The 12,576-nt window shown below is 66.9% G+C and carries 9 protein-coding genes; 4 read left to right on the forward strand and 5 right to left on the reverse strand.

The features are described from left to right. Positions 1 to 445 precede the first annotated feature (445 nt). Complete coding sequence (gene gltA, locus ACKOED_RS07145; RefSeq protein ID WP_408915897.1) at positions 446 to 1,741, reverse strand: citrate synthase; 1,296 nt, start codon at positions 1,739 to 1,741, stop codon at positions 446 to 448. Positions 1,742 to 1,876: 135 nt separating this feature from the next. Next, on the reverse strand, positions 1,877 to 3,298 hold the full coding sequence (gene gltX, locus ACKOED_RS07150) for a glutamate--tRNA ligase (protein ID WP_408915898.1): 1,422 nt from the start codon (positions 3,296 to 3,298) through the stop codon (positions 1,877 to 1,879). A 96-nt stretch (positions 3,299 to 3,394) separates the two neighbouring features. On the opposite strand from gltX, the gene ACKOED_RS07155 reads away from it, so the two are divergent. Beyond that, positions 3,395 to 5,581 (forward strand): ComEC/Rec2 family competence protein, encoded by a 2,187-nt coding sequence (locus tag ACKOED_RS07155; protein ID WP_408915899.1) that lies wholly within the window; start codon positions 3,395 to 3,397, stop codon positions 5,579 to 5,581. Between the two features lie 32 nt (positions 5,582 to 5,613). After that, positions 5,614 to 5,901 (forward strand): chorismate mutase, encoded by a 288-nt coding sequence (locus tag ACKOED_RS07160; protein ID WP_408915900.1) that lies wholly within the window; start codon positions 5,614 to 5,616, stop codon positions 5,899 to 5,901. Here the strand turns inward: ACKOED_RS07160 and ACKOED_RS07165 are convergent. Beyond that, a complete protein-coding gene (locus ACKOED_RS07165; RefSeq protein ID WP_408915901.1) occupies positions 5,880 to 6,536 on the reverse strand; it encodes a response regulator in 657 nt (218 codons plus the stop codon). The two genes, ACKOED_RS07160 and ACKOED_RS07165, sit on opposite strands and share 22 nt — an antisense overlap. Positions 6,537 to 6,596: 60 nt before the next feature. Next, complete coding sequence (locus tag ACKOED_RS07170) at positions 6,597 to 7,307, reverse strand: hypothetical protein (protein ID WP_408915902.1); 711 nt, start codon at positions 7,305 to 7,307, stop codon at positions 6,597 to 6,599. A 29-nt stretch (positions 7,308 to 7,336) separates the two neighbouring features. Here ACKOED_RS07170 and ACKOED_RS07175 point away from each other — a divergent pair, with 29 nt between their 5' ends. Then, on the forward strand, positions 7,337 to 9,625 hold the full coding sequence (locus tag ACKOED_RS07175; protein ID WP_408915903.1) for an NADP-dependent malic enzyme: 2,289 nt from the start codon (positions 7,337 to 7,339) through the stop codon (positions 9,623 to 9,625). Positions 9,626 to 9,638: 13 nt separating this feature from the next. Then, positions 9,639 to 11,627 carry a hydantoinase/oxoprolinase family protein gene (locus ACKOED_RS07180; protein ID WP_408915904.1) on the forward strand — a complete coding sequence of 663 codons (1,989 nt, stop codon included), beginning with the start codon at positions 9,639 to 9,641 and terminating at the stop codon, positions 11,625 to 11,627. On the opposite strand, the gene ACKOED_RS07185 is transcribed toward ACKOED_RS07180, so the two are convergent. Further along, the gene (locus tag ACKOED_RS07185; protein WP_408915905.1) at positions 11,624 to 12,487 is read right to left on the reverse strand and encodes an ATP-binding protein; all 864 of its coding nucleotides are present in this window, start codon (positions 12,485 to 12,487) and stop codon (positions 11,624 to 11,626) included. The genes ACKOED_RS07180 and ACKOED_RS07185 overlap by 4 nt on opposite strands. Positions 12,488 to 12,576 lie beyond the last annotated feature (89 nt).

The raw sequence follows: 12,576 nt of genomic DNA on the forward strand, positions 1-12,576 counted from the left end.
TGCTGAGAAAAGCCAAGGAAAGAACCATCGAAGCGACCTGCCAAAGAATCGGGATCATACTTCAGGACTTCCAACCACAAGAATGCTCAAACTACTTCAGAGCCGCAGGATATGGTGACGTCTAAAAGAAAAATGCTCTAAGCGGCAGCCGGATTACGTAATGGACAGTTTCGTCTGGTAGCTTGAGCGCATACGGCCAAGTTCACAGCAAGATGGGCTTTTCTGCCTCACCTCCCCCAACTTCGTTGGGGCCCCTTCCTCTCCCGCTTCGTGGGAGAGGACGAAGGCCGGGGCTGCTTTCCGCTTTTACTGAACCGGCCTGTATTTTTCCGCCGTCATGCCGGCGCAGGCCGGCATCCAGCTTCCTGGTGTCAAAGCTGGACCCCGGCCTTCGCCGGGGTGACGCCGAGCTTAAGATGATGGTTCAGGCTAAACTCAAAACGCTCTAGCGCTCGTCCACCGGAACGTAGTTTCGCTGCGGCTCGCCGGTGTAAAGCTGGCGCGGGCGGCCGATCTTCTGGCCCGGATCCTCGATCATTTCCTTCCACTGCGAAATCCAGCCGACCGTGCGGGCCAGCGCGAACAGCACCGTGAACATCGAGGTCGGGAAGCCCAGCGCGCGCAGGATGATGCCGGAATAGAAGTCGACGTTGGGATAAAGCTTGCGCTCGATGAAATACTGATCCGACAGCGCCGCCTTCTCAAGCTGGCGGGCGACCTCAAGCAGGGGGTCGTTGGACAGGCCGAGCTCGCCCAGCACCTCATGCGCGGTCTTCTGCATGATCTTGGCGCGCGGATCGTAGTTCTTGTAGACGCGGTGTCCAAAGCCCATCAGCCGGATGTGCGAGGTCTTGTCCTTCACCTTGGCGATGAAGCCCGGCACATTGGCGGGGTCGCCGATCTGCTGCAGCATTTCAAGAGCCGCCTCATTGGCGCCGCCATGGGCGGGGCCCCACAGGCAGGCGATGCCCGCCGCGATACAGGCGAAAGGATTGGCGCCCGAAGAACCGGCAAGCCGCACGGTGGAGGTCGAGGCGTTCTGCTCATGGTCGGCGTGGAGGATGAAGATGCGGTCCATGGCGCGGGCCAGGACCGGGTTCACGACATACTCCTCGCAGGGAACGGCAAAGCACATGCGCAGGAAATTGGCGGCATAGCCCAGGCTGTTCTGCGGATAGATGAAGGGCTGTCCCACATGGTACTTGTAGGCCATGGCGGCGATGGTCGGCAGCTTGGCGATCATCCGGTGGCAGGCGATCTCGCGCTGGCGCGGGTCGTTGATATCGGTCGAGTCGTGGTAGAAGGCGGACATGGCGCCAACCACCGCCACCATCACCGCCATCGGGTGCGCATCGCGGCGGAAGCCCTGGAAGAACCGGGTCATCTGCTCATGCACCATGGTGTGGTAGGTGATGTTTTTCTGGAATTCTTTGCGCTGCGCGAGGGTGGGCAGTTCGCCGTAATAGAGCAGGTAGCAGGTTTCCAGAAAGTCGCCGTGCTCGGCCAGCTGCTCGATCGGGTAGCCGCGGTAGAGGAGGATGCCCTCGTCGCCGTCGATGAAGGTGATCTTGGATTCGCAGGAGGCGGTCGAGGTGAAGCCCGGATCGAAGGTGAAGGCCCCGGTCTGGGCATAGAGCTTGGTGATGTCGACCACATCGGGCCCCAGCGTGCCGCTCTTCACCGGCATGTCGATCGACTTGCCGCTGACTGTCAGCACCGCATGTTTCGGATCGTCAGCCATGGAAGTCTCCCATTCCCTAAACGCTACTCACGCGACTATCGCACCGCACCAAAAGAAGGTCAACAACACTGACCTGATCCTTTGGTCTTGCATGGCACCCTAGCCGCGAGATGCTACGGTTTCGTTGCGATGGGCTCAGCCGGCCTGGTCGCGGAGGCGAGCCAGCGACTCCGAAGCACCCAGAACCTCGAGTACGTCGAAGATGCCGGGTGAGGTACTGGTGCCGGTCAGTGCCGCGCGCAGGGGTTGGGCCACCTTGCCGAGCTTCAGACCCCTGGCTTCGGCATGCGCCTTGACGGCGGCCTCGATCGCCGGCGCCTGCCAGTCCGGGACGCTCGCGAGCACCGGCAGCACGTCCGCCAAGATTTCCTTGCCGCCGTCGGCCATGATCTGGCGGGCCTTGTCATCCATGGTCAGGGGCCGCGCGGCGAACAGGAATTGCGCGCCTTTCATCAGGTCGACCAGGGTCTTGGCGCGTTCCTTGAGACCGGGCATGGCGCGCAGCAGCTTGGCCATCATGGCCTCGTCGATTTTCGCTTTGAGCGCCGGGCCCCCCTCGGCATGCGGCAGGAAATCGATGAACTGGGCCAGCAGGCGATGATCCGGCGTATGGCGGATGTAGTGGCCGTTGAGGTTCTCGAGCTTGGCGAAATCGAAGCGCGCCGCCGACTTCCCAATCGACTCGAGGTTGAACCATTCAACCAATTGATCTGTTGAGAAAATCTCATCATCGCCATGACTCCAGCCAAGCCTGGCGAGATAGTTGCGCATGGCCTCGGGCAGATAGCCCAGGGCGCGGTAGGCCTCGACCCCCAGGGCGCCGTGGCGCTTGGAAAGCTTGGCGCCGTCCGGCCCGTGGATGAGCGGGATATGGGACATGTGCGGCACCCGCCAGCCCATGGCGCGGTAGATCTGAATCTGGCGGGCGGCGTTGGTCAGGTGATCGACGCCGCGGATGATGTGGGTGACGCCCATGTCATGGTCATCCACCACCACCGAGAGATTGTAGGTCGGGTTGCCGTCGGACCGCAGGATGATGAGATCGTCGAGATCCTTGTTGGGAATGGTCACGCGGCCCTGCACCGCGTCATCGATCACCGTTTCGCCCTCCTGTGGGGCGCGGAAACGGATGGCGGGCCTGACGCCCGCCGGGGCCGCGGCGGGATCGCGGTCACGCCAGGTGCCGTCATAGCGGATGGGGCGCTTCTCGGCCTCGGCCCTGGCGCGCATCGCCTCAAGGTCTTCCGGCGTGCAGTAGCAGCGATAGGCCTTGCCCTGGGCGAGCAGTTCCTCCGCCACCTGGCGGTGGCGCAGCACCCGGCCATATTGCGACACCGGTTCGCCCTCCCAGTGCAACCCGAGCCAGGTGAGGCCCGCGATGATCGCGTCGATGGCCCCGGCGGTCGAGCGTTCGCGGTCGGTGTCCTCGATGCGCAGCAGCATGCGGCCCTGGTTGTGCCTCGCATAGGCCCAGTTGAACAGCGCCGTGCGCGCCCCGCCGATGTGGAGATAGCCGGTGGGCGAGGGAGCAAAGCGGGTGACGACGGGCGATGACATGGCGCCGATCTCCATATTGACTGACGTAAGGGAAGGTGATTGCCTGCCGGAGGCTGCCGCTTAGCACAGGCGCGCGCAGCCTGTAAGGGGAGTGCCATGCCGGTTGCCGCGATGGACGGCGCCACCCCGGTGGGGCAGGTCTTCACCGGCGGGCTGGCCGCCGCGCTGGCACGGCTGGCGGCGGCCCAGCAGGGGCGCGGCTTTTTGTGGTACGCGCCGGCGCTGGCGGCCGGCATTGCCATCTATTTCTGGCTGCCGTTCGAGCCGCCGCCGGCGATTGCCGGATTGGCCGTGCTGCTGGGTATTTTGGCGCTCTGGCGGGGTGGCGCGGTTCCTCTTCTCTTGCTCTTCGGCATGCTGGCGCTGGGCTTTGGCCTTGCCAAGCTCCAGGCGGTGTCGGTGGCCACGCCGCTGCTGGCCGCGAGTTCGCCCGAAGTGACCGTGACCGGGCGGGTGGTTTCCACCGCCCATAGCTCACGCCATCGCCTGGTGATGATTGTTGAGCCAGCTCGGATCGAGGGTATCGGCGCGGCGCGGAGTCCCGTGCGGCTGCGCCTCTCTGTTGCGGAACAACAGGGCGGGCCGCCGCCGGCGGGCAGTGAGGTCTCGTTCCGGGCGCGGCTCATGCCGCTGCCATCGCCGGTGGAACCGGGCGGCTTCGATTATGGCCGCAGCCTCTGGTTCGAGCGGATTGGCGGCACCGGGCGGGTGACCTCGCCGGTTGCCGTGCTGAATGACGATATCCCGCTTCTCTGGCGGTTCGACGGCTGGCTGGCCGGCATCAGGGCGGCGATGGGCGCGCGCATCCGCGCGGCGCTGGAGGAGCCCTATGCCTCCTTCGCGGAAGCGCTGATCACCGGTGAGCGCAGCAGCATTCCGCCGGAAATCAACCGCAGCCTGATGGTCTCCGGCCTCTATCACATCCTGTCGATTTCCGGGCTGCACATGTGGCTGGTGGCAGGCGGCGTGTTCTGGGCGGTCAGGGCCGCGCTGGCCATGGCGCCGGGGCTGGCGCTGCGCTGGCCGATCCGCAAATGGGCGGCGGGTGCGGCGCTGCTGATGGCGCTGTTCTATATGCTGCTGGCCGATTCCGGGGTGGCCACGACGCGGTCCTTCGTGATGGTGGCCATCGTGTTCTTCGCCATCATGGTCGACAGGCCGGCGCTGTCGATGCGCAACCTGGCGCTCGCCGCACTGCTGATCCTGCTGATCGATCCGGGCGCCGTGACGGAGGCGGGTTTCCAGATGTCGTTCCTCGCGGTGCTCGGTCTCGTGGCCTTTTATGAGGCCTGGGCGAAGTACCGGGCGGCGCACCCCGCCGGGGAGGTGGCGGTGTCATGGCCCCGGCGGATCATCACCTGGGCGCTGGCGGCCATCGCCTTGAGCCTGCTCACCTCGCTGGTTGCGGGTTTCGCCTCCTCGCTGCCGGCCGCCTATCATTTCGGGCGCGTCTCGCCATATGGGGTGATCGCCAACGGCCTCGCCATTCCGGTGGTGGGCGTGGTGGTGATGCCGGCGGCGCTGGCCTCGGCGCTGCTGATGCCGCTGGGGCTGGAATGGCTGCCGCTGCGGGTGATGGGCAAGGGGCTGGAACTGGTGATCATCATCTCCGATGCCATCGCGGCGCTGCCCGGCGCCGATGAGGTGGTCGCGAGGCCGCCAGCACTGGCGGCGGTGGCGGCTGCCGCGGGCCTCATGCTGCTGTGCCTGCTGGCGGGGCCGGTGCGGCTGGCGGGGCTGGGGCTGATGGCGCTGGCCGGTTTCGCCAGCCTGTTGCCGCAGCAGGGCCCCGATTTGCTGATCGAGTCCGGCGGCCGCAATGTGGCGCTGCGCGACGCGGCGGGCCAGCTGGTTCCGGCGCATGGCAGGCGCGGCCGTTTCGCGGTCGAGACATGGCTGCGGAGCAATGGCGAGGAAGCCGGTTTCGCGGCGGCCGCCAGGCGCCCCGGCTGGACCTGTGCTGACGGAATCTGCCGGGCCAGCCTCAAGGGCCGGCGGGTGGCCTATGTCAGCGGCCGCGAGGGCCAGCTGCTGGACTGCCGGGAAACCGATATCCTGATCGCCGATTTCCCCCTGCGCGGCGCCTGCCGGGAGGTTCCCTTGCGCATCGACCGCTTCGACCTGTGGCGGGACGGCGCCCATGCCGTGACGCTTGCCGCCGATGGCCCGGCCATCGCCACGGCGCGCGGGGCGCAGGGCGCGCGGCCGTGGCGGCTGGGTCCCGCGGCCCGGGCGCGGGCCTTCGCCGTTGCCGCTCCGGAGGAGGACAATTCGCGCGATTGACGCCCTGGGCCGCCGGGCGCATGAGCCACCTTATGAGCAGAGATCCCCGCCACCTCACCATGGCCGAAATCCGCAAGGAGATCGACCGCATCGACGAAAGCCTGATCAAGATGCTGGCCGAGCGTCAGCGCTGGGTCGAGAAAGCCATCGTGGTGAAGAAACGCGACGGGCTGCCGGCCCGCGACGATGCCCGCATCCGCCAGGTGATCGACCATGTGCGGGTGCTGGCGCGCGGACACAATGTCGATCCGGCGCTGGTCGAGACCATGTGGACCGAAATGGTCGAATGGTTCATCGCCTATGAGGAGCGCTCGCTGTAGGCCACGCCGTCGATGCGGGAGGCGGCGATCACCGCCTGGGTGCGGCTGGCGAAGTGGAGTTTCTGCAGGATCGCCGAGACATGCGCCTTGACGGTGGCCTCCGAGACATCGAGCTCATAGGCGATCTGCTTGTTGAGCAGGCCTTCCTTGAGCATCATCAGCACCCGGATCTGCTGGGCGGTGAGCGTCGCCACCCGCCGGGCGATGTCCTCGCCCTCCTTGTCGGCGGCGGCGGGCTGGCCACCGCCGGGCGCCCAAATGTCGCCCGCCAGCACGGATTTCACCGCCGCCAGGATGGTGTCGATGCCGGATGTCTTGGGAATGAAGCCGGAAGCGCCGAGGTTGAGCGCCTTGCCCGCCAGCCCGGGCTCATCGGCGGCGGTCACGATGGCCACCGGCACATTGGGATATTGGGCGCGGAGATAGATCAGGCCGGACAGCCCCTGCACGCCCGGCATGCGCAGATCGAGCAGCACCAGATCGCAGTCGCCATCCTCGTCGAGATGGGCGATGGCCTGCGCGAGCGACCCCGCCAGCGCCACCTCGGCGCCGGCCAGCCCCGCGGACACCGCCTGCTTCAGCGCCTCGCGGAACAGCGGGTGATCATCGACGATCAGGATGCGGGCCGCCGCCATTGCTTCCGGACTCCTCCCTGGCTTTGCATTCTTCACTCAAGGGCACTGGCTTGGCAAGCCTCAGGCCTTGCCGCCGACCGGTTTTGGAGCAGCACCTTCAAGGCGTTGCTTGCTTTCGAGGAAGGTGCGGCGCATCCACGGCACATCGGGCGCCGACCAGTTGGGAGCGAGCCCCACCACCATGTCAAAGAAAGCGATGGCGTTGGCCGGATTTTCGGAAACGTTTTCGCGGAACGAGTCCCAGAACCGCGGGTCATCGGCGATGCCGGCGGCGGCGGGTTCCTGGTCGCCCATCTCGTTCAGCACGGCGGCGGCCACCGACAGGCAGAAGCTGGTGTAGGCATAGCCTTCGGGCCAGCGCCGCAGGCGATGGTCGAGCACGGCGGGCAGTTCCGGAAGGCCCAGCGCGTCCGGCACGATGGCGGTGATCGGGCGTGCGGCGAGCAGCTCCTTCAGCATCATGCCGGCGGCGAAGATGGTGAAATCGCGCCGGTCGATATCAGCCAGATGCTTGGTCTGGTCGAAGGCCTGGCGCCAGCGCGAAAAGGCTTCGGCGAGTGCCGCGTGGTCGACCTCGGCGGCAAGCCCGGTGCCGTGGAACAGCAGCTCGATGTTCTTCTCGAAGCTCCATAGTATGGTGCGGAAGCGGCGCGCCTCGTGACTGAGATCGCCGACCTTTTCGACTTCCGTCTTGAGCGGGGTAAGCATGGCGCCATTGTAGCCGCGCCGGGAAAAGCCGCAAGGCTTGCAAACGCCCGGGATCGTGGCCACAAGAGCGCCGGAAACAGGGAAAAGCCGAAATGCCGCCGCCGATTTCAAGCGATCTCAAGTCAGGGGCGCTGGTCTATCATTCCGAGCCGAGGCCCGGAAAACTGGAAATCCGGGCGACGAAGCCGCTCGCCAACCAGCGCGACATGGCGCTCGCCTATTCGCCGGGGGTTGCCGCGGTGTCCGAGGCGATCCACGCCGATCCGGCGCTGGTGTCGCGCTATACCAGCCGCGCCAATCTGGTCGGCGTGATCACCAATGGCACGGCGGTGCTGGGGCTTGGCAATATCGGGCCGCTGGCCGCAAAGCCGGTGATGGAAGGCAAGGCCGTGCTGTTCAAGAAATTCGCCGACATCGATGTCTTCGACATCGAGGTTGCCGAAACCGGCGTCGAAGGCTTCGTCAACGCCGTGGCGGCGCTGGAGCCAACCTTCGGGGGCATCAACCTCGAGGACATCAAGGCGCCGGAATGCTTCGACATCGAACAGCGCTTGCGCGCGCGCATGAACATTCCGGTATTCCATGACGACCAGCACGGCACGGCAGTGATCGTCGCGGCGGCGGTGATCAACGCGCTGGCGCTGACCGGCAAGGATATCGCCGGGGTGAAGATCGTGGCCTCTGGCGCCGGCGCGGCGGCGCTCGCCTGCCTCAACCAGCTGGTGAGCCTCGGTGCGGACCGCCGCAACATCTGGGTGACCGACCTCGAAGGCGTCGTCTATGAGGGCCGTGAAAAGCTGATGGACTCCTGGAAGGCGGCCTTTGCCCAGAACACGCCCGCACGTGCGCTGGACGAGGTGATCGACGGGGCGGATATCTTCCTCGGCCTGTCGGCCGCGGGCGTGCTGAAGCCCCAGCTCCTGAAGCGGATGGCCAGGGACCCGCTGATCATGGCTCTGGCCAATCCGGTGCCGGAAATCATGCCGGAGGAGGCGGTGGCGGCGCGGCCTGACGCCATGATCTGCACCGGGCGCTCGGACTATCCGAACCAGGTCAACAATGTTCTGTGCTTTCCCTACATCTTCCGCGGCGCGCTCGATGTGGGCGCTTCAACCATCAACGAGGCGATGAAGCAGGCCGCCGTCCACGCCATTGCCGGGCTTGCCCGCGAGGCGCCGTCGGACGTGGTGGCCCGCGCCTATGGCGGCGAGACCCGGGTGTTCGGCAGGGACTCGCTGATTCCGGCGCCGTTCGACCCGCGGCTGATCTTGCGGATTGCGCCGGCCGTCGCCAGAGCGGCCATGGACAGCGGCGTCGCCACCCGCCCGATCGCCAGCCTCGAGGCCTATGAGGAGCGGCTGCAGCGCTTCGTGTTCCGCTCCGGCTTTGTCATGCGCCGCATTTTCGCGGCGGCCAAGCAGGCGCCGCGGCGGGTGATCTATGCCGATGGCGAGGACGAGCGGGTGCTGCGGGCCGCCGAGGTGGCGGTGGAGGAGAGGCTTGCGAAGCCGATCCTGATCGGCCGCCCGGCGGTGATCGAGACCCGGCTCAAGCGCTATGGCCTGAGCGTCCGGCCGGGACGCGATTTCGAAATCGTCAACCCCGAGGACGATCCGCGCTACCGCGACTATGTGGCCAGCTATGTGGAGATCGCCGGCCGCCGCGGTGTCACACCCGATGCGGCGCGCAGCCTGGTCAGAACCTCGACCACGGTGATCGCCGCGCTTGCCTTGCGGCGCGGCGAGGCGGACGCCATGATCTGCGGCCTCGAAGGCCGGTTCCGCGGCAAGCTGCGGCATATCCGCGATATCGTCGGGCTGGCGCCCGGCGTGCGCGAGCTGGCGGCGATGAGCCTGATGATCACCCAGCGCGGCATTCTGTTTCTCGCCGACACCCATGTGCAGGCCGACCCTTCCGCGGAAGCCATCGCCGACACCGTGCTGCTGTGCGCCCGCCATGTGGCGCGCTTCGGCATCACGCCAAAGGTGGCGCTGGTGGCGCATTCCGATTTCGGCGATTTCAACACGCCCGATACGCTGAAGATGCGCGATGCGCTGGCCTCGGTCCGCGCGCGCGCCCCGGAGATCGAGATCGACGGCGAGATGCAGGCCGATACCGCGCTCATCGAGGCGGTGCGCCAGCGCAAGCTGCCGTCCTCGACGCTCAAGGGCGAGGCCAATCTGCTGATCATGCCCGATCTTTCCTCCGCCAATGCCGCCTACCAGATGATCAAGGTGTTCGGGGACGCGCTGCCGGTGGGCCCCATTCTGCTCGGCGCGGCGCTGCCGGCCCATATCCTGACAGGCTCGGTTACCTCGCGCGGCGTCGTCAACATGACGGCGATTGCCGTTGCCGAGGCAGCCACCGCATCGCAAGCCTGATGATCTGACGGACATGACGGAACGGACCCACCTCATCGGTGTCGATACCGGCGGCACCTACACGGATGCCGCGGTGATCGAGGCCAGGGGACACCGCGTGGTGGCCTCGGCCAAATCGATCACCACCAAGGGCGACCTGGCGATCGGCGTCACCGGCGCCATCCGCGCCGCGGTGGCGAAGCTTCCCGAGGGGTTAGAGCCCGGACACATCGGACTCGTGTCGGTTTCCACCACGCTCGCCACCAATGCGGTGGTCGAGGGCCATGGCAGCGCGGTGGGCGTGATCCTGATCGGTTTCGACCAGGCGATGGCCGAGCGCACCGGCATCGCCAGGGCGTTTCCCGGCATGCCGATTGCTATGATCGGCGGCGGCCATGATCACAATGGCGATGAAGTCCGCCCGCTCGATACCGAAGCGCTTGGGGCGGCGGTGGCCGCCATGCCGGTCGATGCTTTCGCCATCGCTTCGGCCTTCGCGGTGAGGAACCCCGCGCATGAGCGCCGCGCCCGCGACATGATCGCCTCTGCTACGGGAAAGCCGGCAACGCTTTCGACCGAACTCACCTCGGCGCTTGACGCTCCGCGCCGGGCGCTCACCGCCGTGCTGAATGCGCGGCTGATCTCGCGCATCTCGACGCTGATCGCCGCGGTGCGGCGCTCCATGGCGGAGCTCGGCATTGACTGTCCGCTGATGATCGTGAAGGGCGACGGCACGCTGGCGCTCGCCGACCAGGTTGCGCTGCGGCCCATTGAGACCGTGCTGTCCGGCCCGGCGGCGAGCCTGGTCGGCGCGTCCTGGCTGTGTGGCCTGAAGGATTTCATCATGTCCGACATGGGCGGCACGACCACGGACCTCGGCGTCCTCGCGGCGGGCCGCCCCCGGGTGGCGGAGCAGGGGGCGGAGGTCGGCGGCTGGCGCACCATGGTGAAGGCGATCGATGTGCGCACCGTGGGGCTGGGCGGCGACAGCGAAATTGCGATCGGGCTCAACGGCGCGATCAGCGTGGGGCCGCAGCGGGTGGCGCCGGTTTCGCTGCTGGCGTCGCGTTATCCGGAAATCATCGCCATGCTGGAGGCGGACCTCGCTGACAATGAAGGCGGTTCGCTGCATGGCCGCTTCGTGCTGAAACCGTTCGGCGCGTCCGGGTCAGTGCCCGCCGAGATCACGCCGCGCGAGGCCGAGGTGCTGGCGCTGGTCGATGAGCGGCCGAAGCCGGTCCGCAAGGTGGCGGTCTCGGCGGCGGCCCAGCGGGCGATTGCTTCGCTGAAGCGCAAGGGCCTTGTGCAGACCGGCGGCTTCACGCCATCGGACGCCGCGCATGTGCTGGGGCTGCAGGACAACTGGCCGGGCCCGGCCGCTGAACTGGCCGCCCGGCTGATGGTGCGGTTCCGTGACATGAAGGCGGGCGATGCGGCCCGCGTCGAGGCCTTCTGCCGGGAGGTGTGGTCCGAAACCGTGCGGCTCACCGCGCAGGTCATCCTCGAAACCGCCTTCGGCAGGAGTTTCGGCGCGCATGAGCTGGTCGATGCCGTGTGCGCGGGCCGCGGCGCGGTGGGCCTCGCCAGGGTGGCGCTGTCGCCCGCCGTGCCCGTGGTGGCGGTGGGCGGCCCGGTGCGGGTCTATTATGGCGAGGTGGCGCGGCGGCTCGCCTGCGAGATGGTGTTTCCGCCCTTCTTCGATGTCGCCAACGCGGTTGGCGCCGCGACGGGCGTGGTGGCCAAGGTGGTGACCGTGATGGTCGAAGGCGATGGCAGCGGGCTGTTCCGGGTGATGGGGCCGGCGGGCAGCAGCGTGTTCACCTCCGGCAAGGCGGCGCTGGCCGATGCCGAGGCGCAGGCCCGCGCGGCAGCACTGGCCGCGGCCCGCGATGCGGGGGCGCATGAGCCGCAAATCGACGTGAGCATCGCGCAGAGCCGATTGCCGGATGCGGTGGACGAGAATGGCCTTCTTGAGGCAACCGTCCGTGCCGAGGCGATCGGGCGGCCGGAGACCGGCCGCTAACCTTCGAGCCTCTGGCCCAGGCGGCCGGCCACGTCCTGAATGTATTGCCAGGCGACACGGCCCGAGCGCGCGCCGCGCGCCGCCTGCCATGCGATGGCCCCGGCGCGCAGCTCCTCGGGGCTGATGGTGAGCCCGTGATGGCGGGCATAGCCCTCCACCATCTCGAGGAACTCATCCTGTGAGCAGTTGTGGAAGCCGAGCCACAGGCCGAAACGGTCCGAGAGCGACACCTTCTCCTGCACCGCCTCAGAGGGGTTGATGGCGCTCGAGCGCTCATTCTCGATCATGTCACGGGGCAATAGGTGGCGGCGGTTGGAGGTGGCGTAGAACACCATGTTGGCGGGCCTGCCCTCGATGCCGCCATCGAGCGCCGCCTTGAGCGACTTGTAGGAGGTGTCGCCGGCGTCGAAGGACAGATCGTCGCAGAACACGATGAAATTGAAGCCCTGATGGGAGCGGATCAGGCTCATGAGCAGCGGCAGGCTTTCGATATCCTCGCGGTGGATTTCCACGAGCTTGAGCCGGCCGCCGGTGCGGGCGTTGATCTCATGATGCGCGGCCTTGACGAGGGATGACTTGCCCATGCCCCGCGCCCCCCAGAGCAGCGCATTATTGGCCGGAAGGCCCCTGGCGAAACGCTCGGTATTGTCGATGAGGATGTCGCGGGTGAGGTCGATGCCCTTGAGCAGCGAAATCTCCACCCGGTTCACCTTCGGCACGGGTTCGAGCTCCGGCGGGCTGGCGTGCCAGACGAAGGCCTCGGCTGCGCCAAGATCAGGGGGCTTTGCCGCGCGCGGCGCCAGCCGTTCCAGCGCGGCGGCGATGCGGGCAACCAAGCTCTGTTCGATTTCCTGTGCCATTCCCGGCTCTTAGCCCAGTTGCCGTGTGGGGTAAAGCTGCTCCAATCCAGCGGTTGCAATGGAGGGTTTCATCGCTATATTCCGCCCAC

It is taken from the genome of Aestuariivirga sp. (assembly GCF_046093005.1).
In the GTDB taxonomy this organism is placed as follows: domain Bacteria; phylum Pseudomonadota; class Alphaproteobacteria; order Rhizobiales; family Aestuariivirgaceae; genus Aestuariivirga.

Excerpts from the sequence above, each read along its gene's own strand:
- gltA (WP_408915897.1), bottom strand. The coding sequence starts at position 1,741 with ATGGCTGACGATCCGAAACATGCGGTGCTGACAGTCAGCGGCAAGTCG.
- gltX (WP_408915898.1), bottom strand. The coding sequence starts at position 3,298 with ATGTCATCGCCCGTCGTCACCCGCTTTGCTCCCTCGCCCACCGGCTAT.
- ACKOED_RS07155 (WP_408915899.1), top strand. The coding sequence starts at position 3,395 with ATGCCGGTTGCCGCGATGGACGGCGCCACCCCGGTGGGGCAGGTCTTC.
- ACKOED_RS07160 (WP_408915900.1), top strand. The coding sequence starts at position 5,614 with ATGAGCAGAGATCCCCGCCACCTCACCATGGCCGAAATCCGCAAGGAG.
- ACKOED_RS07165 (WP_408915901.1), bottom strand. The coding sequence starts at position 6,536 with ATGGCGGCGGCCCGCATCCTGATCGTCGATGATCACCCGCTGTTCCGC.
- ACKOED_RS07175 (WP_408915903.1), top strand. The coding sequence starts at position 7,337 with ATGCCGCCGCCGATTTCAAGCGATCTCAAGTCAGGGGCGCTGGTCTAT.
- ACKOED_RS07180 (WP_408915904.1), top strand. The coding sequence starts at position 9,639 with ATGACGGAACGGACCCACCTCATCGGTGTCGATACCGGCGGCACCTAC.
- ACKOED_RS07185 (WP_408915905.1), bottom strand. The coding sequence starts at position 12,487 with ATGGCACAGGAAATCGAACAGAGCTTGGTTGCCCGCATCGCCGCCGCG.